A 24,320-nucleotide genomic window follows, 5' to 3' on the forward strand; every position below is an offset into this window, starting at 1 on the left:
CTCACCCGGCGAAATTATGGTCGGTCCGTGCGCCGTCGAACCGTGCTGAAGCTGCCGCTGCTGCTGGCAGCGGGCCCGGCGCTGGCCAAAGCGCCATGCGCCGGTGCCGAACCGGGCCGGTGGCCGGCCGAGCGCGCCAACGGCTGGTATCAGGCGCAAGGGTGGCTCGTCGGCGCCAACTACATCACGTCGACCGCGATCAACCAGCTCGAGATGTTCCAGCCGGGCACCTATGACCCGCGCCGCATCGCCGGCGAACTCGCCGCGGCGCGGTCACTCGGGTTCAACACCGTGCGGGTCTTTCTGCACGACCAACTGTGGGCCCAGGAGCGGCAAGACTTCCAAGGGCGTCTCGCGCAGTTCGTCGCCATCGCCGCGCGCCACGGGATCAAGCCACTTTTCGTCTTGTTCGACTCCTGCTGGGACCCGTTCCCCAGGCCGGGCCGTCAGCGACCGCCCAGGCCCGGGGTGCACAACTCCGGTTGGGTACAAAGCCCGGGTGCCGAACACCTCGGTGACCCCCACTACCGCAGCGTTCTTCAGGACTATGTCACCGGAGTCGTGGGCCAGTTCCGCAATGACGACCGGGTTTTGGGTTGGGACCTGTGGAACGAACCCGACAATCCCGCGCGCGTGTATCGCAAGGTGGAGCGCAACGACAAGCTGGCGCTGGTCGCCGACTTGCTGCCCCAGGTCTTCCGGTGGGCGCGGGCAGTCGATCCTGCGCAGCCGTTGACCAGCGGCGTCTGGCAAGGAAGCTGGGCCGATCCTGGGCAACGCAGCACAATCAGCGGCATCCAACTGGACAACTCGGACGTGATCACGTTCCACAGCTACGCCGCGCCGGCCGACTTCGAGGCCCGGATCGCCGAACTTACCCCGCTGGGGCGCCCGGTCGTCTGCACCGAATACCTGGCTCGCACCCGCGGCAGCACCGTCGAGGGAATTCTGCCAATTGCCAAGCGGCACAACGTTGGAGCATTCAACTGGGGTTTGGTCGCCGGAAAGACCCAGACGTACCTGCCGTGGGACTCGTGGGATCACCCGTACCCCAGGCCACCGAAGGTGTGGTTCAGCGATCTGCTGCGCCCGGACGGGCGGGCCTATCAGGACGGCGAACTCCAAACGATTCGCAAGCTGACCGGTGTCCAGCAGGAATAGCGCTGCGCCGCATCACCGACAGGGCGAGAAAGCAAGATGTCGAGGTGCCTCCGGCCGTTATGATTCGCTGACGCGCTTCGTATTGATCAGGGCTTGGCCCCAACGGTCTTGACGGGCAGTCGCGCCCAGCCCCGCACACTGGAGGTCCGTGCCCTGCTGGCGTTGTCGTAGTCGACCTCCCAGTCCGTCCATCGCTTGAGGACCTCTTCGAATGCGACCCGGGCCTCGAGCCGCGCCAAGGCTGAGCCGAGGCAGAAATGCAGTCCCTGCCCGAAGCTCAAATGGCCACCCTTGCGGCGGATGTCGTAGCGATCCGGTTCGCTGAATCTCTTCTCGTCCCGATTCGCCGAACCGTTGAGCAACAGCATGTAGGAGCCCTGGGTCACGGTGTGCCCGTACAGCTCGACGTTGCGAGCGACGTAGCGCGCCTGCACCGGCGACGGCGGCTCGTAGCGCAGGGTCTCCTCGACCGCCGAGTCGATCAGGTGCGGATCCGCGACGAGTTCGCGTCGTTGGTCGGGGTGCTCGCCGAGAAGTTGGCCCATGAAACCGATGAGCCGCGTGGTGGTTTCGTTGCCGGCGCCGGCGATCATCGCGGTGTAGGCCAAGACTTCGTTGCGTTCGAGGCGTCGCCGGGATCCGTCTGGCTCGTCGACTTCCGCGTTGAGCAGATCTGTCATCAGGTCGTCTGAGGGATGCATCGCCCGCCACTCGATGTACTCGGCGAACATCGCCATCGAATCCTCGAAGATCGTCGGGCTGACCCCCGCTTGTCGCGGTCCAACCGCAAGATTGTTGTCGTTGCGGTCACGGATCAGCCGTTGCGCCTCCGCGGGAATGCCCAGCAGGTAGCCGATGGTGCGCATCGGCATGACCGCCCCCAGATCGGCGACGAAATCGAACCCGTCCGAATCACGAAGCGGATCCAATGCGCGACAACAGAATTCACGCACCAGCCCGTCGACGGCCAGCATCCGCCGGGGGGTGAAAACCCGCGACAACAAGCGCCGGTGCAGATCGTGCAGCGGCGGATCCTCGAACAGCAGAATTCCCGGCGGAACGTCGATGCCGCTGAACAAGATGTCGGCCGTGGTGCCCCGTCCCGACCGATAGGTCTGCCAATCATGCAGCGCCGCAGCCACGTCGTCGTAGCGGCTCAGCGCATAGAAGTTGTACTTGTCGTTGAAATACAGTGGGGCCTCTGCCCGCATCCGCTTCCACACCGGATACGGATCGTCGTCGATGTCGAAGTCGAACGGGTCGTAGTAAAGCTCCTCTCGGATGGCCACTCATCCGCCCTGCCGGGGTTGGTTCGGTACGCCGGGGAATAGCTGCTCCGTCGGCCCAGCGGTCACCCACCCGCCCAGCTTGGTGACGAGGTGGGGCGCAAAGACCGCCCCGTAGAGCAGGTTTCCGATGACGACGACGGCAACGACGGACAGCACTGCCGACTGCAGCCGGCCCGTCGACCGCTTGTCGGCCCACATCTCGATGACGTTTCGTCCCTCGAAATCCGTGCGGCCGAGCAGGTAGGTGAAGACCATCATCTGCACGCCCAATGCCAGGGAGTCGTAGACCGGGTACTGATGCTTGCTGCCCTCGAAGATCGCCAGGCCGGGAATCACGTAGCCGTAATGGAAGACGCCGAGCCGGGCCCCGACGAACGCGTTGAAGACGAAGGCCCAGCAGAAGCCGACCACGAGCCCGACAATCAGCAGCGTGATCGGCCGGCACCAGCCGAACCGCGCGCTCAACCGTCGCCCCAGCGGCGCGCCGATCACCGCGGGCAGCACGAAGTAGCCGATGTAGCCGACCGGCACGGACGAGGGCAGCCCACCCCATGTCATGTTCAACGGCCACCACGACGGCACCCGCGGTAGGGCGGGCGGGAACTGCGCGTACATCGCCCAGTCGTAGGGCGCCTCGATCCACGAAAACGAGATCGCCGAGATGCACAGCAGCAGCAACGGGTGCAGGCGACGGCGGCGAAAACTCAGATACACGCCCGTCGCGGTGAACACGATGCCGCTACCCCAGCCGAAGACGACGGCCGCTGTCAGCAACGGCGTCAACTGGCTACTCATCGTGAGCGCCCGTCACGCGCTTCCGGGTCGAGGTAGATCACCAGGCCGAAGATGACGGCGATCAGCCCGAACAGGGTTCCGAGCATGATGACCGCGCCCACAACACGCCCTTCCGGCAGGCTGCCCAGGTTTGTGATAGTGGATACTATTCTAAGTCGGAGGTCAAGGCCGACCATCGTGAAGTGCCGTCAACCGCTGAATGCGGTTCAGGAGTAGATGACCGTGTCACAGCGACTTTCGCCCAGGAACGCGCCGGTGGCCCGAGCGCCGGTTCAGCCATTGCGCCGGCCCCGCGGCGAGCCGCGCAGACTCCTGCTCGATGCCGCGCGCGAGTTGTTCGCCCGCCAGGACTACCGCAGCACCACGACGCGTGAAATCGCGCAGGCCGCCGGAGTCAGCGAATACCTGCTCTTCCGGCACTTCGGCTCGAAGGCCGGGCTGTTCCGGGAAGCTCTGGTTCTTCCGTTCACCAGTTTCGTCGACGAGTTCAGCCGGACATGGCAGTCGGTGGTCCCGGGGGAGACCGACGAAGAGGAGCTGGCCCGCCATTTCGTCGAGCAGCTCTACGACGTGCTCGTGGAGCATCGGGGCCTGCTCCTGACGCTCGCGGCATCGGAGGCGTTCAGTGAGGAGGAAACCATGGGCACCGGCATCGCCGACATGCGGCGGGCCATCGCGGTGCTCGGTCAGATCAGCGCCGAGGGCATGCGGTTACGCGGGATTCGGTCGAGTCAGCCGGACCTGCCGGCGCACTCGACGGTGGCGATGATCGTCGGCATGGTCGCACTGCGGTCGACCTTCTTCGGGCCGGTGCCGCCCCCGCGGGAGGCGATCGTCGACGAACTCGTCCAGGCGATTCTGCACGGCTTCCTGCATCGCCACGACTGAGCGGCGCTTGACCCGCAATCAGGCGGCGATACCGAGTTCCCGGTTGATCTGCGGCCAGTATTGGAAACCGTCCGGAGTAAGCAGAATCCAGTCGTGAATTTGACCGTTGGCCAGGACGAAGCTGACCGGGGCCCCTTGGGTGACGGCCGCTTGCTGCAGGACAAACACGTCGGGTGCGAGTATGTCCAGGTTGCCCGAGTAGACATACGTCGGCGGCAGTCCGCTCAGTGAGCCATTCAGCGGACTCACCATGGGGTCGGTCACGGCAAGATTACCGGCCCACACCTTGCCGATCTGTTGCGCGGGCCCGACAGGAAGCAACGGATCCTGGACCAGCCCAATATTCGGATTGGTCATTCCCACGTCCAGCCAGGGAGACACCAGAACCATCGATTCCGGTACGGGATCGCCGTGGGTCACCAGGTATTGGGTAGCCGCCAGTGCGAGGTTGCCGCCCGCCGAGTCGCCGATCACGCTGACGTTGGACGGCCCGTGTTGAGCGATTTGCGTGGAGATGAAGCCAGCCATCGCGGGTACCACCGTGCCGGCGGTACCACCTTCTTGCAGCAGCGGGTAAATCGGGACCTGAACGGTCGCACCGGTCTGCTGGGCCATTACCGAGTAATTGATCCAGTGCAAAAACGAGGGCGGAAAGATAAACGCGCCACCGTGAATGGCGACCACGTATTCGCCGGTCGGATTAGCCGGCGTGATCTGCACGACGCTCATCCCGTTATACGTTGTGTACTGCACCGTCTCCCCCAGCAGCAAATTCAAGAACGGTGGCGGGGAGTTACCGAGGAACCACGACAGTGGCGGGATGTCGCTGGCGAACAACGCCAAAAGCGGGTTGCCGGGCACCGCAAGTTGAGTTTCGAGGCCGGACAAACCGAGGAGGGGTTTTACCGGCCACAGCGCGGCTTCTTCAAGCCTGGTCGCCAGCGACGGGGCACCGGTGAAGTTCCCCGTCTGCGTTGCCGCGAAGGGCGGATCAGCCGGCGACCCGAAGATGCCGGTGATGAGGGTGTCCGACACCCGGGTGAATCCGGCGGCCAGTGCCGTGGGGGTCTGCTGAATTTCCTGCTCTACCAAGGCGAAACCGTTTCCGATCGCTTTGGCGAATTCGCCTGGCAGTCCGGGCAGATTTTGCAGCGCTTGTTCCCACGGGGCCAACTGCGCGACCGCCGCGGCGGCACTGCCGTGATATCCGCTCATCGCGGCGACGTCCTGAGCCCACATCTGCTCGTATGCAGCTTCGGCGGCCGCGATCGCCGGTGCGTTTTGACCGAACAGGTTAGAGATCACCAGCGACACCAACCGACCACGGTTGGCGGTGATCAATTCAGGGTGCACGATGCCGGCCAGCGCTGCTTCATAGGCGACGGCCGCCGCCCGGGCTTGGGCTGCTGACCGTTCGGCTTGAGCGGCCGCCCTTCCCAGCCAGTCCACGTAGCGGGCTGCCGCGGTCGTCATGGACGCCGACGCCGCGCCTTGCCAGGCCTGAGCCCCCAGGTCCGAGGTTATCGAGCCGAATGCGTTGGCCGCTGAGCTCAATTCACCGCCGATCCCGTCCCAGGCCGCCGCCGCCTCCAGCATCGGCCCCGATCCCGGTCCAGCAAGCAGCAGCACCGAATTGACCTCGGGCGGCCACAGCGAAAAGCTCATTACCCTTCCCCCTCGATTCCCCCTCGATCAGCCTTATGCCAGGAACGTACCTCGTCCACGTCTTGGCGGAAGAGTTTCCGTGCAGTCATTCCCGCTGTCACCAAATCCCCGGTGCTGTCGCAGACGTGGCGCCGCCGGAGCTGAGTGCTGATTCCTCCCGCCTCAAAGCCGCGGTTGCAAAGGCGGCGGATTTCGGCCCGTTCTGCTCGCCTTCGACAATCGCGATCAGACGGCCTTGGTGGAGCCGACGTAGGACAGCACCACGTCGGATTCATCGGTAATGCGGGTCATGGTCGCGTACGAGCGGATGAAGGACTCGCCGACGCACCCGTCGATCTTGATATGGAAGTCGCTGATCATGATCCAGGGATTTGGTCCCTTGAACTCTTTGCGGACCACCGGCACGATGACGACGAATCCGGGCTTGAGGCCCACGCTGACCACGTTGTTGTACTGCCCACTGGCCAGCGGGATGACGAGCGGTGGCTGGCCGGGTCCCAGTGGCAGCTCCGCGGCGAGCGAGGGAGAGACTGCGCTGCCATTTGCCATGACAAAGCCGTTGGAGGTGCTCTGGTCGATCCCGCAACCGATTTCGTACCCGACCTCGAGAACGCCTCGGGGGGTTTCCGGCCCGGTTAGCGAAGCGCCGAAGATTCCGCTGGAGAGATATTCGCGAGACGACAGCGCGGTGGTCAGCGGAGACACCGGAACGTGTCTCTCGTCCTTCGCGCCGAGGGCCAGGACCCAGCCGTCAGGAGTGTTCACCCTAGCCGGTGTGCCGGGAGGTACCGACCCGTCGGCCGGTGGCACAGCACCGGGAGGGGGTTCGGCATCGGGTTGAGCACCTGCCGACGGCCCGGTCATTGATACGACGAGGCTCACAGCCAGCACCGCAGCGCGACGAACTACCGCGGGAATCGGCATCACAGCCGATACGCTAAGCACCGCCCCATACCCTCATGGCTTTGCTGGTTGACTAAGTCAGAGTTGTTGTGCCTTTGCAGCTGGTTTGTGACACAAAACAGGCAGTCTGGCAAGACCTGTTTAGCTCAGCGCTCGTGGCCGAGCGGGTTGCGGTACTCACGTGCTTTGCCGGAAGGCTCGCCTGTGCGCTCTGCGAGTAGGCTTCAGGCATAGCCATGGATTCGTGGCGGATGGCAGAGAGGGCGATCAATGACCCTGCGAAGGTTCGCCCGCACAGTGCTTGCCATCCTTATGGCCAGCACCGGAATAGGGCTGACGGCTCTGGTGGGCAGCAGCGGCATCGCTCGCGCAGACCCAGACGATGACACGCCTGTCATAATCGACGATTTTCTCTTCACCCCGATATTCACACAGGATCCGCATACCCAGCGTCCGAGCAACATGGGAGCCGCCGAACCAGACTGGGGGCGTATCGGAATGATCTGTCAGAACCGAACTGTCAAGTGCCAAAAGAACGGATTTTAGCGCCGAGTCTGACACGCCGTCGCGACCGCCCCGTCGGTCATTTCCGGGCCGTGCAAGCCCATTTGTCGCCATCCAACCGTCGGCCCGGCGCAGCCGATCACGCGATGCCGGTCGTCATGCCGGCCGGCTCGTGCGTCTTCTTCGTCGGCACCCTTTGGCATGGCGGGGGCGCCAACACGACCAGCCGCGGGCGTCTTGCCGTCACCGCCCAATACTGCCAACCGTGGCTGCGGCCGATGGAGGCCTTCACCTTGTCGGTATCGCGCGAGATCGCCCGAACGGTCTCCGAGGACATTCGCCGCATGCTCGGCTACAGCATCCACCCGCCGTTCGTCGGCGCGGTCGACGGCCTGCATCCGCTACGGCTGTTGGAAAGTGCGCCGGATTTTTAGGCCGTCACGGCGCCGAAACAGCTGCGTGTCGTGCTGACGCGGGCCGGCACCTGATCGGCGGGATTCGCTACCCGGCCGTGCCGGTTTGTAGGCTTTCGGGCATGCCGTTCGACAACGGTGAGGTATTCGCTGGCTACGTGATTGAGCGCCTGCTCGGCACCGGCGGGATGGGCGAGGTGTACCTCGCCCAGCATCCCCGGCTGCCGCGACACGACGCGCTGAAGGTCTTGTCCTTGGCCGCCACAGCCGACGAGGAGTTTCGGGCGAGATTCAAACGCGAAGCCGAATTGGCGGCGACGCTGTGGCACCCCCATATCGTCGGCGTTCTCGATCGCGGTGAGTTCAACGGCCGGCTCTGGATCTCGATGGAGTACGTCGACGGCACCGACGCGGGCCGGTTGGTCCGCGAGCACTACCCGGACGGCATGCCCGAGCAAGACGTCGCGGAAATCGTGACGGCGGTGGCCGATGCGCTCGACTTCGGTCATGATCGCCGGCTGCTGCATCGTGACGTCAAGCCCGAGAACATCCTGGTGACCGCGCCCGACGGCCACCGGCGCAGGGTGCTGTTAACCGATTTCGGCATCGCTCGCCGAATCGACGACGTCAGCAACCTCACCGACGTCAACGTCGCCATCGGAACTATCAGTTACGTGGCCCCCGAGCAACTGCTGGGCAAGCCACTTGACGGCCGCGCGGATCAATATGCGCTGGCTGCGACGACGTTTTACCTGTTAACCGGTGCCCCGCCGTTTCACGACTCGAATCGCGCCGTCGTCGTCAGCAACCATCTCAACACGCCGCCGCCGCGGATATCGGAGCGCCGGCCCGAGCTCGCGCACCTCGACGCCGTTCTGGCGAGGGCGTTGGCCAAAAACCCCAACGAGCGATACCCGACTTGCGCTGAGTTCGCCCTAGCTCTCACGCAGCAGGGCGCCCCGGCGCGCTTGCAAACGTCGGGGCCGGGTCCCGCCGAGGACCTCGCTTCGGGCGGACGTCCGGCCACGCAGCGTCTCGAGCGTCTGGTTGTTCACGGAACGGCGCGCGCCGTAGCGCACAGCGCGGTCGGAGCCCAATCTCAGGTCGGGATCTTGTCGTTCCAAGTAGTCCCCTATGAGCCGCTCGGCAACCGGCGCGCTCCGCTTCCCGTCGAGATCCAAACTGACCTCGTCGCGGGTCAGCTCGCGGACGGGGACGAGGTCGAGATCACCGGCCTGTGGGACGGCGAAACCCTCGACGCCGACAAAATCGTCAACTTGTCAGCCGGAGCTCGTCCGAGGCGACGCCGGTCGGAGGTCGGCGCCACACCGCCGCGAGAAAAGGCGCCGAAAGGCAGAAAACTCCGGCTCGCCGCGCTCGTCGCCGTCGTCGGTGTCATCGTGTTGACCGCGGCGGCGGTTCTGTACTTCACGGACGTTGTCGGCACCCGGACCCGCCCCGGACCAATCGTCAAGCCGGCGAGCGCAACGGTTTTTTCACCGGACGGCGCCCCCGACAATCCGCAGCAGGCGAACTTGGCGATCGACGGCAACCCAAACACGGCGTGGTCCACCGTTACCTATCGGGACGCGGTCCCGTTCCCGAAATTCATCGAGGGAATGGGGCTGTTGCTGCACCTATCCCAACCGACCGCGCTGAGCGCCGTGACGATCGACGTGTCCAGCACGGGAACCCAGGTGCAGATCCGCTCGTCGCCCACCCAAACCCCGGCCAAATTGGCCGACACCACCGCGCTGACCCCGAACACGCCACTGCAGCCGGGACACAACCGCATCACGGTGGATAACCGGACCAAGACCTCCAATGTGCTGGTGTGGATCTCCGCCTTGGGCACCACTAATGGCGAAAGCCGGACGGAAATCTCCGAGATCACCCTGCGGGCGGCCGGGTAGGCGCAACTGCTGGTCGTCGGCAGCCACGGCCGCGCCGGATTCGCAGGCATGTTGCTGGGTTCGGTCGGGGCGGCGGTGGTCGACCGGGCAAAGGTCTCGGTGATCGTGGCGCGTCAGTTCTGACGGCGGGCCGTTCAGCACCTGCGATCAGGCCGCGATACCGAGTTGCTGGTTGATCTGCGGCCAGTACGGCAAACCGCCCGGAGTCAGCAGAACCCAGTCGTGAATTCCGCCGGGATTCAAAACGAAGCTCATCGGGGCCCCTTGGGCTAATGCTGCTTGCTGGAGGACGGCCGCTTGTTGTGCAAGTGGATCCAGTGAGCCGGAGTAGACATACGTCGGCGGAAGACCGTCAAGTGACCCATACAACGGGCTGACCAGATAGTTGTTCGCAGGAAGATTGCCTGCCCACACCGCGCCGAGTCCCCCAGTCCCCACATCCAGCCACGGAGACAGCAACACCATCGACGACGGTACGGGTTCGGATTGGCTGACCAAGTATTGGATGGCCCCCAGTGCGAGGTTGCCGCCCGCGGAGTCACCGACCACGCTGACATTCTGGGCTCCGTGTTGCGCGATCTGCGACGAGATGAAGCCGGCTGTTTGCGGTACGACCGTGGCGGCGGTACCACCTTGCTGGAGCAACGGGTAAATCGGCACTTCGAAAGTCGCGCCGGTCTGGTAGGCCGTCACCGAGTAATTGATCCAGTGGAATAACGAGGCCGGGAGAATGTACGCGCCACCGTGCAGGGCAACCACGTATTCGCCGGTTGGAGCGGCCGGCGTGATCTGCACCACGCTCATCCCCTGATACGTGGTGTACTGCACCGTTTGCCCCAGCAGCAAATTCAACAGTGGTGGCGGGGAGTTGCCCAAGACCCACGACAGCGGCGGGATGTCGCTGGCAAGCAGCATCAGGAGGGGATTACCTGGCACTGAAGTCAAAGATGCGAGCCCGGAGCTGAATCCGGCGGCAATCGTCGTGGGGATCTGCTGGATTTGCAGCTGAACGCCGAGCACCGCCTGCTCAAAGGTCGCAAGAGGCGCAGCGCCGGCCGCTTCGGCGGTGGCATACGCCCCGGCAGCGCCGGCCAATGCCTGCACGAACCGCTCATGGAAAGCCGCCGCGTGTGCGCTGAGAGCTAGATAGCCCTGGCCGTGGGCGGAAAACAAGGCCGCGATCGCCTCTGACACCTCATCCTCGGCCGCGGCCAATACCTCAGTGGTGGCGGCGGCCATGCCCTGGTTTGCGGTCGCGACCGCCGAACCAATCGAAGCCACGTCTGTGGCCGCGCCGGACATCAGCTCGGGAAGCGCAAGAACATACGACACTGTGCCGCTCCACCCTTAGGGGCAACCCGTCGAGTTGCCCAGCCGATACCGATCACCGAGTAGCCGGAGCTTATGCCGAGGCCGGGTAATCACGTAGCGGTTTGCCGGAAACCGGCTTTCAGCTGGACCTCATGTAATAGACCCCCCAGCGGTGGGTATCTGGTAGCGATCGCCCTGCTGTTCGCTTCAGGCGGTTAGGGAGACGACGAACGCGGCCGTCGGGTGCCGATTGCGTGTTGAACAATTGCTCGACGATTGTGCAACATCGACGTATCCTCGTACCCATGACGGCGACCATCGGCTTCCGACCTACTGAAAAAGATGAAGCGATCATCAAGGCCGCAATGCGCAGCGGCGAGCGCAAGAGCGACGTCATCCGGCGGGCACTGCAGCTGCTCGAACGGGAAGTGTGGATCAAGCAGGCTCGCACCGACGCCGAGCGGCTTCGAGACGAGGACGTCTCCACCGAGCCGGACGCGTGGTGATTCGGGGAGCGGTATACCGGGTCGACTTCGGTGATGCGAAGCGAGGGCACGAGCAACGCGGGCGGCGCTACGCCGTGGTCATCAGTCCCGGCTCGATGCCGTGGAGTGTCGTAACTGTAGTACCGACGTCGACAAAGGCCCAATCTGCGGTCTTCCGCCCAGAGCTGGAAATCATGGGAACAAAGACACGGTTGCTGGTCGACCAGATCCGAACGATCGACGTCGTCTATGTGCACGGCGATCCGGTCGACTACCTGGACCGTGACGAAATGGCCAAGGTGGAACACGCCGTGGCGCGCTACCTCGGTCTGTGATAGCTGTCGTAGCCCGCAAACGGGGCCGCCAACCGGCCCATCAAAAGTGGAGCTGCCGGGAATCGAACCCGGGTCCTACGGCATTCCCTCAAGGCTTCTCCGTGCGCAGTTCGCTATGCCTCTGCTCGGATCTCCTGGTCACGCGAACTAGCCAGGATGACGATCCCAGTCGCTGTTGGTGTCCCGATGAGTCCCGCGACCGAACTCATCGGTTGATCCCTCTAGCTGATGCCAGGGTCCGGGTCGAGGGCGGTCCCGGTCTGACAGACTAGCCGTCGCTTAGGCAGCGAGAGCGTAGTCGCGCTGATGTGAATCGGCGCTTATTTGGTTGCAACGACGCTTACGGTGGTCTCTTGCCTGCACCGGCACGCTTCCCTTGATTCGATGCGCGAAGTCGAAACCGTTCAGCCCCATGTCTTCGAGCACCCTTGCCGGCTTCCGGCAAGACAATCAATGGTACGCGTCTACCAACAACGGGCAACGGGATTATCTTCCCGATCAGATCACGAAGTTCAGACGTTCGACGATCCGGCCCGCGAGATCCTTGTCACCGCCGAGTTCCACGTGCTGGCTGCGGGCGGGGCTCATTGGACGACCGCCGGCGAGCCTGGTGAACTGCAGTCCATCGAGCCGGATGGTGGCGGTCGGTTCTTGTCCGCCGAAGTCCTCGACCAGCTGCGCCCGGCCATTGACGCTGACCCGGATGGTGCGGGCCAATGGGCCGGTCAGCTCGAACAGCACCCGGGAGCCGTCGGGCGCTTTGGCCAGCTTTCCGACGACGAATCCCATGCTGGAAGACATTTCGTCGAGGGACAGCTCGGCAGTCCGACCGCCCAACTCGTCGTCGGACGACGGCCGCCGCAGCGCCTGACGGATGTCCTGTTCGTGCATCCAGCAGTCGAAGGTACGGATCCGCATGAAGCGCCCGTAGGTGTCGGGCCCTGCCGGCGTCGTGGTCGCCGCGTTCCAGTCGGCCTCCGGCATGCTCTCCAATGCCTTGCGGCGCTTGGTGGTCACCTCGCGGAACCGCTCCAGCAGGCTGGTGCCCGACTCTCCGCTGAGATAAACCACCCAGCTCTCGTTCATCACTCCGATGGGATTGCGGACATGCTCGAGTGCGGAAACGTCGATATCGGCCTCCGGTGCGCCGATGCCGAGCAGGAAGGACTCGGTACCGATGATGTGCGACACCACCGCCTTGACGTTCCAGCCGGGCAGCGGGCTCGCCGCCTGCCAGTCCGCCTCGGGCAGTCCGTCCAGCAGCGCGTCGAGGGAGTCCCACACGGCGAAAAGCGCGGCCAGGACCTCGGACTTGTCGAGTTGGGTCAGCGGACGATCGGCCATGGACGGATAGTAGGCCGGTCAGCTGAACAAGCGGAGGCCGACCCGGAACAAGATGAGACCGCTGATCACCAGCATGCCGCAAACCGGAACGATCCCCACGGGCCAGGCAAAGATGGTGGCCCACGCCCCGACGACTACGGCCAGTAGCGCATGAAGGACGCGGAGGGACACCAGGCGGTGCTGTCGCAACACCGAACCCAATACCTGACGCGGCACAGACCGAAGCACCCAAACAAACACGACGATCAGCGCCGCGGTGAGCAACCCGGCGAGCAGGCGCAGCGGCGCCGTCGACTTGCCCTCGGCGTGCATCCCCACCACGGCGCCGGCGATGAATCCGAGGACTCCGGCGGCCACCGTCACTCCTTGGAACACCCTCTCCAGCACCGCGGCAATATTCCGGCGGGCCAGAGCTCCCATCTCCGGGTTGCCGCCTGCGGCAGCGAGGAATCCCCGCAGCGCGTGCGCAAACCTTCGCCGCTGAAGTCCGTTGACGGCCAGGTTGTTCAGGGCTTCGCAATTGCCGGGGTCTAGCGCCAACGCCGCCCGATACGACTGGGTAGATTCGGGGATGCGGCGCAAGTCGTGCAGGATGGAGCCGCGCAGTACGTGAGCGTCGGCATCATTGGGAGCAAGCCGTATCGCTTGGTCTGCTGCGTACAGGGCGTTGGGCAATTGCCACGACTTCTGCAGCAGCCGCGCGTACGTCAGGTGCACCAGTGGTTCATTGGGATGGGTGAGCACGGCCTGCCATGCCACGCATAGAGCGTCCCAGCTTCGGCCAAGCTGATCCAGCGATGACGCGTAGAGCCGCATGGCGAATTCGTTTTCCGGCGCAACGGCCAGAGCGCCATGGGCACTCCACGCCGCGCCCGCATAGTTGCCCAGCGCATGTTCGGCTTGCGCGTGGCGCACCAGCAGCCTCGAGTCATGTGGATCTGTTGCCAACGCACGACGCAGGACATCCCGGGCCCGCTCATAATTTCCCGTGTCGGCGTAGGCGCTGGCGATGTGGACAGCTTCGGCCACATGGTCGGTGTCCGTGTCCGACATCACCGACTCTTCCTGCGCCGCAAGTACTTTGCCAGCTCGTCGTAGGTGCCGTCGTTGTTGGCGAATTCCACGACGTTACGCGCGGTTTCGAACCAAGGTCCGGCGCTGGGCCGGATCTGCGCCACGGCCGCGTGCACATCGGCCATCATCACCGGACGAACCTGCCCACTGCGCATCGAGTCGGCCATCGCCAATTGCGTGGCGCTGTCGCAAACATGCGCCAGATCGGCACCGGAGAACCCCTCGGTGCGGCCCGCGATCGCGGCGGGGTCGATCCCGGCGATCGGCCGATCCTTCAAGTGGAACCGGACTATCCCCGCCCTGGCCTCGGCGTCAGGCAACCCCACGAAAATCATCCGATCGAATCGCCCGGGCCGCCGCAATGCCGGATCGACGTCCCAGGGCGCATTGGTGGCACCGAGCACATAGACCCCGTCGTTGGCGGATGTCGCGGTGTCGAGTTCTTCCAGCAACGTGTTGACGATGGTGCGGATGCCCGAGCTGCCGCTCAGCGCGGAACGCCGGTGCCCCAACGCGTCGACCTCGTCGAAGAACAGCACGCAGGGAGCGTTGCGGCGGGCATTGTCGAAGGCCGAACGGATGCTGCGCTCGCTGTCGCCCTGGTAACGATGCAGCACGTCAGCGATTCCCAGCTGGTAGAAGCTGGCGCCCAACTCGCCCGAAACCGCCTTGGCGATATAGGTTTTGCCGCACCCGGGTGGTCCGTAGAGCAACAGCCCGCCGCGGGCGGACACCTTGTATGCCTTCATCAGGTCGGGATTGCGCAGCGGCCCGAGCAACGACAGTTCCAGTTGCTGTTTGACGTCGGCCATGCCCGCGACGGCGGCCAGCCGCACCTGGGGGCGCTGCAGCACGTCGAAATCCCCCTCGGCCAGGACGTCGGGGGCCGCCTCGACGAAGGCGGGCTCGATGATGTCGGCAACTTCCTTTTCGGCGCTGGACCAGTCGAAGCCGGCTTCGGCAGGAGCCTGCGGCTGAGCCGGGACCGGCTCAGCCAGTGCGGCACTGCACCGCTGCAGCAGGCTCAGCGCGGCGGCATTGCCGGCGTCCTGGCTCAATGCCGCGCTGCAGTGTCCCAACGCCTCGGCGTAGCGGCCCCTGTCCGCCAACAAGGTGGCCAAATGCACACGCAGCTCGACGACTTCGGGGCTGCGCTGCACCGCCGCGGACAACTCGCGAATAACAGGGTCTTCAGTCACGGCCATCTCCTGTAAATACCGCAACCCGCCACCGTGCGCCAGTCAGCCCATGCCTTTGGCGCGGCGGCCCAGCTCCCGGATCACCTCGCGCTGGGCGTCGCGGCGCGCCAAGTCCTGGCGTTTGTCGTGGGCGTGCTTGCCGCGGGCCAGCGCGATCTCGACCTTGACCTTGCCGTCGGTGAAATACAGCGACAACGGCACCAGCGCGTAGTTGCCTTCGCGCAGCTTTCCGATCAGCGTGTCGATCTGACGCCGGTGCAATAGCAACTTACGGTTGCGCCGCGGTTCGTGGTTGGTCCAGCTGCCGTGCTGGTACTCGGGGATGTGCAAGTTGCGCAGCCATATTTCGCCGTCGTCGATGGTGGCGAACGCGTCCACCAACGACGCATGCCCCTCGCGCAGGCTCTTCACCTCGGTGCCTTGCAACGCCATGCCGGCCTCGAAGACCTCGATGATCGAATAGTTGTGCCGCGCCTTGCGATTGGTGGCAATGATTTTTTTGCCGATCGTCTTGCCCGGCGGCTTGGTGGCCATCGTTACCGCCGCACGTAGATGCGCAACGTCGCGTACGCCGTCAGCCCGGACATCGCCACACCCAACAGCAGCAGCCATGGCGCGATGTAGAGGATGTCGGCGTAGTCCACCCGGGCGATCAGATTGGCTTGGTAGAACTGGTTCAGCGCATTCTCCAAGAACATCGCCCGCACCAGGATCAGGCCACCGATGGCGATCAGGACGCCGACCGTCGCGGCCAACATCGCCTCCACCAGGAACGGCAGCTGGGTATACCAGCGGCTGGCCCCCACCAATCGCATGATGCCGATCTCGGTGCGCCGGGTATAGGCGGCGACCTGGACCATGTTGGCAATCAACAACACCGCACCGATGGCCTGGACAAGTGCGACCGCAAACGCGGCGTTACTCAACCCGTCGAGCACAGCGAACAGCCGGTCGATCAGATCCTTCTGGTTGAGCACCGAAAGCACGCCGGGCTGGCCCTGCATCGCGGTGTCGAAGTCCTTGTGCTGCTCGGGGTTTTCCAGTTTGACGATGAACGACGCCGGGAAGGAATCCTTTCCGGCCACGTCCTTGTACTGCGGGAATTTCCGGATGGCGTCGTCATAGGCCTGCTGCCGGTTGAGGAAACGCACCGCCTTGACGTCGGATCGCTTTTCGATCTTCTCGCGCAGCGCTTTACACGGGTCGCTGTCGCAGGCGGGGTCGTTGGCCGAGACGTCGTCGGTAAGGAAGACCTGAGTTTCCACCCGGTCGAGGTAGATGGCTCGGGAGTTGTCGGCCAGCCGGACCACCAGCAGTCCGCCGCCGAACAGGCCGATCGAGATCGCGGTCGTCAGGATCATCGCGATCGTCATGGTGACGTTGCGACGAAGACCGGTCAGAACCTCGTTGAGCAGGAAGCCGAATCGCACTTAGCGATCCATCCCATAGACGCCGCGCTGTTCGTCACGAACCAGCCGGCCCAGCGACAACTCGACGACCCGCTGCCGCATCGAATCGACGATGTGGTGGTCGTGGGTGGCCATCACCACCGTGGTCCCGGTTCGGTTGATCCGCTCCAACAAATCCATGATGTCCTTACTGGTGTCTGGGTCGAGGTTGCCGGTGGGCTCGTCGGCCAGCAGTACCAGCGGCCGGTTCACAATGGCGCGGGCGATCGCGACCCGCTGTTGTTCGCCGCCCGACAATTCGTCCGGCAGCCGGTTGGCTTTGCCCGACAATCCCACCGTCTCGAGCACCTCGGGCACCACCCGGTTGATGGCGTCGGTGCGTTTGCCGATCACCTCCAGCGCAAAGGCGACGTTTTCGTACACGGTCTTTTGCTGCAACAGCCGAAAGTCCTGAAAGACGCAGCCGATCACCTGACGCAGCTTTGGGACGGTGCGACCACGCAGCTTGTTGACGTGAAACTTCGACACCCGCACATCTCCGGAGGTCGGCGTCTCGGCCGCCAGCAACAACCGCATGAAGGTCGACTTGCCCGAACCCGAAGGGCCGATGAGGAAAACGAACTCACCCTTGTCGATCTTGACGTTGATGTCATCCAGCGCCGGACGTGCCGACGATTTGTACTGCTTGGTGACATGGTCCAGGGTGATCATCACGGCACGCCAGTGTAGCGGTGAGTTTCGCTGCGAAGCGAAATTCACCTGGCCGGGGGGGTCGAACTGGGCGACGGGCCCGGCCCAGGTGGGGGTGACGGCTCCGGTGTGGTCGGTGTCGTGGTCGCCGGGCAGAAGGGCGGCGGCAGCAGACATGGCGGCGGAGGGGCGGTGGTGGTGGTTGCGGGTTCCGTCGTCGTCGGCGTCGTGGTGGTGGGGGTCGGGCGCACCGTGACGGTGGCCGGCGGCTGCTGGACCCGGCTGCGCGGAACCCAGGTGTAGTCGGGATCGGGCACAAAGCCTGGCGGAATCACTTGGGCGGGGGGCGCCTTTGCTGCCGGTTCCGGGCGGTAGGTGTCGTAGATCCACCACACGGCCAGGAACGCGATGATCAACACCACCGTCGACGTGCGCACCCCGCCGAACAGGTGGCTCGGGGCATGCCGTGGGCCCCCTTCGTCGCGCTTACCCAGCACGTTCAGCCAGAAGTTCATTGCTACCGCACCGCACCTTCAGCCTCGGCCGCGTCGGCGGCTTGGGCGGCGGGAACCGCGGGGTCTTCAGCCAGGCCCCCCGTCGCGTCGGCGGCGGTCACGATGCCCGCGCGAGCAAGAGCCCTGATGACCAGCGCCCGCAATTGCCGACCGGCTTCGAATTGCTTGCCGGGCAGGGTGCGGGCAACCAGTCGCAGAGTGACCGTGTCGAGTTCGATGCTCTCCACGCCCATCACCGTGGGCGCGTCCAGCAACAACTCTTGCAGCGCCGCGTCGTCACGCGCGTGCTCGCACACCTGATGCAAAACCTCATTGACCCGACCGAGGTCGACGTTGGTCGAGACCGGGATGTCGACGACCGCGCGTGCCCAGTCCTTGGAGAGGTTGACCGACTTGACGATCTGGCCGTTCGGAATGGTGAACACCTCACCCTCACTGGAGCGCAACCTGGTCACCCGCAGCGTGACGTCCTCGACGGTGCCACGCGCCTCGGTGGAGATCCCCGCGACGGTCAACGCGACCAGATCACCGAACCCGTACTGCTTCTCGATGATGATGAAGAACCCGCCCAGCAGGTCCTGGACCACCCGTTGGGCGCCGAAGCCCAGCGCGGCGCCCAGCACAGCGGCGGGTGCGACCAGCGAACCGACCGAGAAGTTCATGATGTCGGTGATCTGGACGGCAACGACGACGCAGATGATCGCGATCGACACCCAGGAGATCACCGACGCGACGGCCTGGCGGTGCTTGGTCGCCTCCGAACGCACCAACGCGTCGCTTTCGGCGAAGCCAACGTCGAGCTTGCGAGTCACCCGTCGGGCCACCCAGCTGACGAAGCGGGCCGCCAGCACCGCCCCGATCAGCAGCATGACGATCCGCAGGCCCCGGGTGATGATCCAGTCACCGATCTCGCCGCGCCAGAAGTCGTGCCAGCGCTGCGTCGCGGAGGCAGTGGCTAAGGCAAGAACGACGCTGTTAGTTGCTGTCATCTTTTCGGTTACGCCACCGGATTCCTGCTTCCAAGAACCCGTCGATGTCTCCGTCCAGGACGGCCGCCGGATTGCCTACCTCGTATTCGGTCCGTAGATCCTTGACCATCTGGTAGGGGTGCAGGACATAGGACCGCATCTGGTTACCCCAGGAACTGCCGCCCTCACCCTTCAATGCATCCAGCTCAGCGCGCTCTTCTAAACGCTTGCGTTCCAACAACTTTGCCTGAAGAACCCGCATCGCCGCCACTTTGTTCTGCAGTTGCGACTTCTCGTTCTGACAAGTGACGACAATACCCGTTGGGATGTGGGTTAAACGCACGGCGGAGTCTGTGGTGTTCACCGACTGGCCGCCGGGCCCGCTGGAGCGGTAGACATCGACCCGCACGTCGCCCTCCGGGATGTCGATATGGTCGGTGGTTTCCACCACCGGCAGCACCTCGACTTCGGCGAACGACGTCTGCCGGCGGCTCTGGTTGTCGAACGGGCTGATCCGTACCAGCCGGTGGGTGCCCTGTTCGACCGACAACGTGCCGTAGGCGAACGGCGTGTGCACGGCGAAGGTGGCGCTTTTGATGCCGGCTTCTTCGGCGTAGGAGGTGTCGAAGACCTCGACCGGATATTTGTGTTGCTCGGCCCAGCGGATGTACATGCGCATCAGCATTTCGGCCCAGTCGGCCGCGTCCACCCCGCCCGCGCCGGAACGGATTGTGACCAGCGCCTCACGCTCGTCGTATTCGCCCGACAGCAGGGTGCGCACCTCGGTGGCCTCGATGTCCGCGCGCAGCGCCTTGAGCTCGGCGTCGGCCTCGGCCAGGGCTTCGGCGGCGGCTTCCCCCTCTTCCTCGGCCGCGAGCTCGTAGAGCACCGGCAGGTCGTCAAGGCGGCTACGCAGCTGCTCGACCCGGCGCAGCTCCCCCTGGGCGTGCGACAACTCGCTGGTCACGCGCTGGGCGCGAGCCTGGTCGTCCCACAATTTGGGGTCGGACGCCTCGTGCTCGAGCTTGTCGATCTTGGCCCGCAAAGCGTCGACGTCGAGCACCCGCTCCACCGTGGTCAGGGTGGAGTCAAGGGCAGCTATCTCAGCTCGTCGGTCGGCTTGACGGTCGGGTTCCACATCCGACCACGTTACCGGGAGTTTCCGTGGTCAGCGTCTAGCATCATGGGACCAGTGCATCGCGCGACCGCGGCACATCCCATTCCGGGCACGAACAGAAAGCTCGAGCATGCGGCCACACCACCGTCCCTACCACGTCGCCATCGTCGGCTCCGGCCCGTCGGGATTCTTCGCCGCAGCCTCGCTGCTGAAGGCCGCCGACACCGCCGACCACATCGACGTGGCCGTCGACATGCTGGAGATGTTGCCGACGCCCTGGGGGCTGGTCCGCTCCGGGGTGGCGCCCGACCATCCCAAGATCAAGTCGATCAGCAAGACCTTCGAGAAGACGGCCGAGGATCCCCGCTTCCGCTTCTTCGGCAACATATTGGTGGGCGAACACGTCTCCCCCGCCGAACTCGCCGAGCGCTACGACGCGGTGGTCTATGCCGTCGGGGCGCAGTCCGACAAGCCGCTGAATATTCCCGGGGAGGATTTGCCGGGCAGCATCGCCGCCGTCGATTTCGTGGGCTGGTACAACGCACATCCCAACTTCGAACATGCCACGCCCGACCTGTCGGGTTCCCGGGCTGTGGTGGTCGGCAACGGCAACGTCGCGATCGACGTCGCGCGGATCCTGGTCACCGATCCCGAGGTGCTGGCGTGCACCGATATCGCCGATCACGCGCTGGAGTCGCTGCGCCCGTGCGGCGTCCGGGAAGTGGTGCTCGTCGGCCGGCGCGGTCCGCTGCAGGCGGCGTTCACCACGCTGGAGTTGCGGGAACTGGGTGAGCTGGAGGGGGTCGACGTGGTGGTCGACCCGGCCCAGCTGGAGGGCATCAGCGACGAGGACGCGGCGGCGGCCGGCAAGACCGCCAAGCAGAACATCAAGGTGCTGCGCGACTACGCCCAGCGCCCACCACGACCCGGTCACCGCAAGATTGTGTTCCGGTTCATGACCTCGCCGATCGAGATCAACGGCGACGGCAAGGTGGAGCAGATTGTGCTCGGACGCAACGAACTGGTCGCCGACGACAGCGGGTGGGTGTCGGCCAGGGACACCGGCGAGCGCGAGGAGTTGCCGGTGCAGCTGGTGGTACGTTCCGTCGGCTACCGCGGGGTGCCGACACCCGGACTGCCGTTCGACGAGAAGCGCGGGACCATTCCCAATACCGCCGGCCGGGTGGAAGGCAGCCGCAACGAATATGTGGTCGGGTGGATCAAGCGCGGGCCGACCGGAGTGATCGGCACCAACAAGAAGGACTCCCAGGACACCGTCGACACCCTGATCGCCGACCTGGCTGCTGCTGAAGCGCTGGCGGATTTCCCACCCGACCATGGCGAGCAGCTGGCCGCCTGGCTGACATCCCGGCAACCTCACCTGGTCACGACCGCGCAGTGGAAAATCATCGACCACTTCGAACGGGCGGCCGGCGAGCCGCACGGGCGTCCCCGCGTCAAGCTGCCCAATGTCGCGGAGTTGCTGCGTGTGGGGCGCGGCTGATCAGGGGTCGACAAGCACACCGGGGTTGAGGATTCCGGCCGGGTCGAGCGCGCACTTCGCCGCGCGCAGGGCCGCGGCGAACGGGTCGGGGCGCTGCCGGTCGTACCACGGGCGGTGGTCGCGGCCCACGGCGTGGTGGTGGGTGATGGTGCCGCCGGCGGCGCTGATCGCCTCGGACACGGCGGCTTTGATGTCGTCCCATTGCGCGTCCAGCGAACCCCAGCGTCCGCCCGCGTAGATGCCGTAGTACGGGGCCGGGCCGTCGGGATAGACATGGGTGAATCGGCAAGTCACCAGGCCGGTTCCGCAAACGTGTTCGATCGCGGTTCGGGCGGCATCGGTCACCGCGGCGTGCAGGGTGTCGAATCCTGCCCAGGTGCAAGCGGTTTCGAATGTTTCGGCGATGACGCCGCGGCGGGCCAGGGCGTCTCGTTGGTAGGGCATTCGCAGGAACGCCGAGCGCCAGTTCTTGGAAGCATCGTTTTCTGTTGTGCTGGTTGCTGTTTCGCGGGTACGCCGCGCGGCGACCCGGCCGCCGTGGTCGGCGGCTATCTCCACGGCCCGGGCCAGCCACGCGTCGATCGGATGGTCCGCCGATTCGAAAGCCAGCACCAGCAGCCCGCCGCCGACCGTGGTACCCGCGTTCAGGAACGCCTCGGCCGGGTCCAGCAGCCGGCAGTTCGCCGGGTAGAGGCCGGCCTGTGCGATCGTCCGGGTCGCCGTGACCGCCGCAGTCCAATCGTCGAAGACGACCGACGCGGTGAGCTGCCAGCGTGGCCGGTCCTGCAACCGCATCCAGGCCTCGGTGATGAGGCCGAGCGTGCCCTCGGAACCGAGGATTAGCCGATCGGGGGACGGCCCGGCACCCGATCCGGGCAACCGCCGCGACTCGCTGATACCGGCCGGGGTGACGACGCGCATCGACTCGGTCAGGTCCTCGATGTGGGTGTACAGGGTGGCGAAATGTCCGCCGGAGCGGGTGGCCAGCCAGCCGCCGAGGCTGGAGAAGCCGAAGGACTGCGGGAAGTGGCGCAGCGTGAGATCGTGTGGGCGAAGCTGATTTTCGATCGACGGACCCAGCGCGCCCGCCTGGATGCGGGCGGCCCGGCTGACCCGGTCGATGTCGAGCACTGCGTCCAGCGCGCCGATGTCCACCGTGACCGCCGGCTCGTCGAAGCGCGGTTCGACGCCGCCGACCACCGAACTGCCGCCGCCGTACGGGATGACGGCGACGTGTTCCCGCGTGCACCAATCCAGCACGTCGACCACGTCCTGCTCGTGGCGCGGCCGCACGACCAAGTCAGGCACATGGTCGAGGCGGCCCTGCAGGTTACGCGCGACGTCGCGAAACGCCTTGCCGCGCGCGTGCCCGGCACGATCGAGCGGGTCGGCCGAGCACAGCCCGGCCAGTGACGCCGGTGGGGCGATTCGCGGGGGCGCCAACCCGAGCGCCATCGGATCCGGGGGCTGGTGGTCGGTCAGGTCATGGCCGGGCAGCAGCGCTGCGACGCGTTCCGCCAGTGCCTGCGTCTCTGCCTGCGACAGCGCGTCCTCGACGTCACCCCAGCCCCACCACGAACGCATGCTGTGTGGTCAGCGTTTGACGACGACGACGGCTCCGCCCGCCACCAGCAGCACCAGCGCCGTGGCAATAGCCCAGCCGAGGCCCGCCAGCCACCAGATGACGGCCAGCAATGCCAGCACCGGTGACAACACGAACAGCACCATCCCGGGGTGCTGCTTGATCACCGCGAGCGCGCTGGTCGCCCGGACCCGATCGATTTCCTTGCCTGCCATGCGTTCAGCATGCCAGACCCACCCGCACGATCAGCCCCCTTCGTCGTCGTCGTCGCCGTCGTTGCCGTCGCGCAGGAGTTTCTCGCCGAACAGACGTGAGCCGAAAGCGATTCATTTCTGCCGAAGGTCGATGACCTGTTGGAGGTCGTCCGCGCAGGCCCGGACGACATCGGCGAGCACTATTTCCTTCGTGTTCCGGGCGACAGAAGCCAGGTCCGCCGCGCATCGGCGCGCGGCGGCCGCGTGCGCGGCCGCTACCGCGGGGTCCGCTTCGGCGACGGCCGCTCCGGTGGCCAGGTCGTCGATCGCCGCACACACCGGTTGCGAGAGCTGGCCACCGACGTCGTCAGGCGACGTGACGACGCGCACCAGGTGCAGCGCGGAGCCGGCAAAGAGCGCCACACATACGGTCTGCCGCTCTGCGCGTTGGGCCCGCTCGCGTACGCCCCATCGCCGCGGCGCTAGCAGGGTCTGGCGCGCGAAGATGCGGGCCTGGATGAGCCCGCCCAGTTGTTGGTCCACCGAATCGATGTCCGGCAGCGGCCACTCTGGCGCTGCCGCGCGGCCACCTATCACGCCCGCCGTGTGAACCAGAACGTCGTGCACGGCGGTCAACACCCCGGCACGGGGTTGCGGAGCACTTTCAACGGATTGCCCGGGAAGAGCAGGGCGGCGAACACGATGGCAAGCAGCGAAGCACTCATGGCCCTTACTTACCCCAAGCTTCCGCGAGAACAATGAGGCGTGCTGGCGCGCGAGCAAGGGTCGTGGCGGCTCGGATGAAGGTCGGCGGGTCCAGAGCAGCTGATCTTGTCGTCATCGCCACGAAGGACAGAAAGCTCGGCGACGGGATCGAGCGACTCTATGCCCGACGCAGACGCCACTCAGGTCAAGGCTTAGCTTGGTCGCCGAAACCACCTGCTGTTTCCGTTGTTGCGGCGCGGTGCCGCTTGTGGGCCGGGCAGAATCGAGCCATCAAATCTTCTGTAATCCCTTGTGTCACTGTGGTTTCAGTGGTCACATGGCGGGGATTGTTGTCGG

General features: G+C 65.3%; 23 protein-coding genes, 1 other RNA gene and 3 pseudogenes. 7 read left to right on the forward strand and 20 right to left on the reverse strand.

Features of this window, described 5'->3' with window-relative positions:
• Positions 1-27: 27 nt before the first annotated feature.
• Entirely contained in the window at positions 28-1,161 is a 1,134-nt protein-coding gene (locus tag AWC07_RS15260) for a cellulase family glycosylhydrolase (RefSeq protein ID WP_036416944.1), read from the forward strand.
• An 86-nt stretch (positions 1,162-1,247) separates the two neighbouring features.
• Here the strand turns inward: AWC07_RS15260 and AWC07_RS15265 are convergent, their stop codons facing one another.
• Both AWC07_RS15265 and AWC07_RS15270 read right to left on the reverse strand, forming a co-directional pair.
• A complete protein-coding gene (locus AWC07_RS15265) occupies positions 1,248-2,450 on the reverse strand; it encodes a cytochrome P450 (RefSeq protein WP_036416942.1) in 1,203 nt (400 codons plus the stop codon).
• Positions 2,451-3,245, reverse strand: a complete 795-nt coding sequence (locus AWC07_RS15270) for a spirocyclase AveC family protein (RefSeq protein WP_036416939.1) — start codon at positions 3,243-3,245, stop codon at positions 2,451-2,453.
• A 216-nt stretch (positions 3,246-3,461) separates the two neighbouring features.
• Here AWC07_RS15270 and AWC07_RS15275 point away from each other — a divergent pair, with 216 nt between their 5' ends.
• Positions 3,462-4,133: a TetR/AcrR family transcriptional regulator gene (locus AWC07_RS15275; protein ID WP_036415395.1), complete on the forward strand. Its 672-nt coding sequence runs from the start codon at positions 3,462-3,464 to the stop codon at positions 4,131-4,133.
• 18 nt (positions 4,134-4,151) lie between these two features.
• Here AWC07_RS15275 and lipY (AWC07_RS15280) read toward each other — a convergent pair whose 3' ends face one another.
• From lipY (AWC07_RS15280) to AWC07_RS27635, 3 genes are all read right to left on the reverse strand, one after another.
• Positions 4,152-5,798 (reverse strand): triacylglycerol lipase LipY, encoded by a 1,647-nt coding sequence (lipY, locus tag AWC07_RS15280; RefSeq protein WP_139829716.1) that lies wholly within the window; start codon positions 5,796-5,798, stop codon positions 4,152-4,154.
• 225 nt (positions 5,799-6,023) lie between these two features.
• Positions 6,024-6,722 carry an MspA family porin gene (locus tag AWC07_RS15285; RefSeq protein ID WP_084293598.1) on the reverse strand — a complete coding sequence of 233 codons (699 nt, stop codon included), beginning with the start codon at positions 6,720-6,722 and terminating at the stop codon, positions 6,024-6,026.
• A 246-nt stretch (positions 6,723-6,968) separates the two neighbouring features.
• Positions 6,969-7,232 carry a hypothetical protein gene (locus tag AWC07_RS27635; RefSeq protein ID WP_167380082.1) on the reverse strand — a complete coding sequence of 88 codons (264 nt, stop codon included), beginning with the start codon at positions 7,230-7,232 and terminating at the stop codon, positions 6,969-6,971.
• Between the two features lie 92 nt (positions 7,233-7,324).
• Between AWC07_RS27635 and AWC07_RS15295 the strand changes: the two are divergent.
• The 3 genes and pseudogenes from AWC07_RS15295 to AWC07_RS26965 all read left to right on the forward strand — a co-directional run.
• A pseudogene (locus tag AWC07_RS15295) lies at positions 7,325-7,639 on the forward strand (phytanoyl-CoA dioxygenase family protein); the annotation flags it as partial.
• Positions 7,640-7,740: 101 nt separating this feature from the next.
• Positions 7,741-9,531 (forward strand): serine/threonine-protein kinase, encoded by a 1,791-nt coding sequence (locus AWC07_RS15300; RefSeq protein ID WP_036415398.1) that lies wholly within the window; start codon positions 7,741-7,743, stop codon positions 9,529-9,531.
• Positions 9,532-9,654, forward strand: a pseudogene (locus AWC07_RS26965) (universal stress protein); the annotation flags it as partial.
• 24 nt (positions 9,655-9,678) lie between these two features.
• Here the strand turns inward: AWC07_RS26965 and lipY (AWC07_RS15310) are convergent.
• Together lipY (AWC07_RS15310) and AWC07_RS26970 are read right to left on the reverse strand one after the other, a co-directional pair.
• Positions 9,679-10,863: a triacylglycerol lipase LipY gene (gene lipY, locus AWC07_RS15310; RefSeq protein ID WP_084293599.1), complete on the reverse strand. Its 1,185-nt coding sequence runs from the start codon at positions 10,861-10,863 to the stop codon at positions 9,679-9,681.
• Positions 10,864-11,061: 198 nt separating this feature from the next.
• A pseudogene (locus tag AWC07_RS26970) lies at positions 11,062-11,398 on the reverse strand (hypothetical protein); the annotation flags it as partial.
• Here AWC07_RS26970 and AWC07_RS15320 point away from each other — a divergent pair.
• Entirely contained in the window at positions 11,342-11,662 is a 321-nt protein-coding gene (locus tag AWC07_RS15320; protein WP_036415401.1) for a type II toxin-antitoxin system PemK/MazF family toxin, read from the forward strand. The pseudogene AWC07_RS26970 and the gene AWC07_RS15320 sit on opposite strands and share 57 nt — an antisense overlap.
• 44 nt (positions 11,663-11,706) lie before the next feature.
• On the opposite strand, the gene ssrA is transcribed toward AWC07_RS15320, so the two are convergent.
• From ssrA to prfB, 10 genes are all read right to left on the reverse strand, one after another.
• Positions 11,707-12,074: a transfer-messenger RNA gene (gene ssrA / locus AWC07_RS15325) on the reverse strand.
• An 86-nt stretch (positions 12,075-12,160) separates the two neighbouring features.
• Positions 12,161-13,006, reverse strand: coding sequence for a maleylpyruvate isomerase family mycothiol-dependent enzyme (locus tag AWC07_RS15330; RefSeq protein WP_036415403.1), 846 nt, complete (start codon positions 13,004-13,006; stop codon positions 12,161-12,163).
• Between the two features lie 18 nt (positions 13,007-13,024).
• Positions 13,025-14,059 carry a tetratricopeptide repeat protein gene (locus AWC07_RS15335; RefSeq protein ID WP_036415410.1) on the reverse strand — a complete coding sequence of 345 codons (1,035 nt, stop codon included), beginning with the start codon at positions 14,057-14,059 and terminating at the stop codon, positions 13,025-13,027.
• Complete coding sequence (locus AWC07_RS15340) at positions 14,059-15,279, reverse strand: AAA family ATPase (RefSeq protein ID WP_167380083.1); 1,221 nt, start codon at positions 15,277-15,279, stop codon at positions 14,059-14,061. Before AWC07_RS15340 ends, AWC07_RS15335 begins: the two co-directional genes overlap by 1 nt.
• Before the next feature lie 42 nt (positions 15,280-15,321).
• Entirely contained in the window at positions 15,322-15,813 is a 492-nt protein-coding gene (gene smpB / locus AWC07_RS15345) for an SsrA-binding protein SmpB (RefSeq protein WP_036415415.1), read from the reverse strand.
• 2 nt (positions 15,814-15,815) lie between these two features.
• The gene (gene ftsX / locus AWC07_RS15350) at positions 15,816-16,709 is read right to left on the reverse strand and encodes a permease-like cell division protein FtsX (RefSeq protein WP_036415417.1); all 894 of its coding nucleotides are present in this window, start codon (positions 16,707-16,709) and stop codon (positions 15,816-15,818) included.
• Positions 16,710-17,399 carry a cell division ATP-binding protein FtsE gene (gene ftsE, locus AWC07_RS15355; protein WP_036415449.1) on the reverse strand — a complete coding sequence of 230 codons (690 nt, stop codon included), beginning with the start codon at positions 17,397-17,399 and terminating at the stop codon, positions 16,710-16,712.
• A gap of 44 nt (positions 17,400-17,443) precedes the next feature.
• Positions 17,444-17,893: an Rv3103c family proline-rich protein gene (locus AWC07_RS27640; protein ID WP_084293600.1), complete on the reverse strand. Its 450-nt coding sequence runs from the start codon at positions 17,891-17,893 to the stop codon at positions 17,444-17,446.
• Positions 17,894-17,895: 2 nt separating this feature from the next.
• A complete protein-coding gene (locus AWC07_RS15365; RefSeq protein WP_036415419.1) occupies positions 17,896-18,882 on the reverse strand; it encodes a mechanosensitive ion channel family protein in 987 nt (328 codons plus the stop codon).
• On the reverse strand, positions 18,869-19,999 hold the full coding sequence (prfB, locus tag AWC07_RS15370; protein ID WP_036415420.1) for a peptide chain release factor 2: 1,131 nt from the start codon (positions 19,997-19,999) through the stop codon (positions 18,869-18,871). The genes AWC07_RS15365 and prfB overlap by 14 nt, the downstream gene beginning before the upstream one ends.
• 109 nt (positions 20,000-20,108) lie before the next feature.
• Here prfB and AWC07_RS15375 point away from each other — a divergent pair, with 109 nt between their 5' ends.
• Positions 20,109-21,482 carry an FAD-dependent oxidoreductase gene (locus AWC07_RS15375; protein WP_036415422.1) on the forward strand — a complete coding sequence of 458 codons (1,374 nt, stop codon included), beginning with the start codon at positions 20,109-20,111 and terminating at the stop codon, positions 21,480-21,482.
• On the opposite strand, the gene AWC07_RS15380 is transcribed toward AWC07_RS15375, so the two are convergent.
• From AWC07_RS15380 to AWC07_RS15390, 3 genes are all read right to left on the reverse strand, one after another.
• Entirely contained in the window at positions 21,483-23,066 is a 1,584-nt protein-coding gene (locus tag AWC07_RS15380; protein ID WP_036415424.1) for an FAD-binding oxidoreductase, read from the reverse strand.
• Between the two features lie 9 nt (positions 23,067-23,075).
• Positions 23,076-23,279, reverse strand: a complete 204-nt coding sequence (locus AWC07_RS15385) for a hypothetical protein (RefSeq protein ID WP_036415425.1) — start codon at positions 23,277-23,279, stop codon at positions 23,076-23,078.
• Between the two features lie 111 nt (positions 23,280-23,390).
• Complete coding sequence (locus AWC07_RS15390; protein ID WP_139829717.1) at positions 23,391-23,894, reverse strand: hypothetical protein; 504 nt, start codon at positions 23,892-23,894, stop codon at positions 23,391-23,393.
• Positions 23,895-24,320 lie beyond the last annotated feature (426 nt).

The organism is Mycobacterium gastri (assembly GCF_002102175.1).
GTDB classification, from domain to species: Bacteria; Actinomycetota; Actinomycetes; order Mycobacteriales; family Mycobacteriaceae; genus Mycobacterium; species Mycobacterium gastri.

Coding starts and splice junctions, on each gene's coding strand:
- AWC07_RS27640 (WP_084293600.1), bottom strand. CDS start 17,893: ATGAACTTCTGGCTGAACGTGCTGGGTAAGCGCGACGAAGGGGGCCCA.
- AWC07_RS15380 (WP_036415424.1), bottom strand. CDS start 23,066: ATGCGTTCGTGGTGGGGCTGGGGTGACGTCGAGGACGCGCTGTCGCAG.
- smpB (WP_036415415.1), bottom strand. CDS start 15,813: ATGGCCACCAAGCCGCCGGGCAAGACGATCGGCAAAAAAATCATTGCC.
- ftsE (WP_036415449.1), bottom strand. CDS start 17,399: ATGATCACCCTGGACCATGTCACCAAGCAGTACAAATCGTCGGCACGT.
- AWC07_RS15335 (WP_036415410.1), bottom strand. CDS start 14,059: ATGTCGGACACGGACACCGACCATGTGGCCGAAGCTGTCCACATCGCC.
- lipY (WP_139829716.1), bottom strand. CDS start 5,798: ATGAGCTTTTCGCTGTGGCCGCCCGAGGTCAATTCGGTGCTGCTGCTT.
- AWC07_RS15375 (WP_036415422.1), top strand. CDS start 20,109: ATGCGGCCACACCACCGTCCCTACCACGTCGCCATCGTCGGCTCCGGC.
- AWC07_RS15365 (WP_036415419.1), bottom strand. CDS start 18,882: ATGACAGCAACTAACAGCGTCGTTCTTGCCTTAGCCACTGCCTCCGCG.
- AWC07_RS15385 (WP_036415425.1), bottom strand. CDS start 23,279: ATGGCAGGCAAGGAAATCGATCGGGTCCGGGCGACCAGCGCGCTCGCG.
- AWC07_RS15330 (WP_036415403.1), bottom strand. CDS start 13,006: ATGGCCGATCGTCCGCTGACCCAACTCGACAAGTCCGAGGTCCTGGCC.
- AWC07_RS15270 (WP_036416939.1), bottom strand. CDS start 3,245: ATGAGTAGCCAGTTGACGCCGTTGCTGACAGCGGCCGTCGTCTTCGGC.
- AWC07_RS15300 (WP_036415398.1), top strand. CDS start 7,741: ATGCCGTTCGACAACGGTGAGGTATTCGCTGGCTACGTGATTGAGCGC.
- AWC07_RS15275 (WP_036415395.1), top strand. CDS start 3,462: ATGACCGTGTCACAGCGACTTTCGCCCAGGAACGCGCCGGTGGCCCGA.
- AWC07_RS15285 (WP_084293598.1), bottom strand. CDS start 6,722: ATGCCGATTCCCGCGGTAGTTCGTCGCGCTGCGGTGCTGGCTGTGAGC.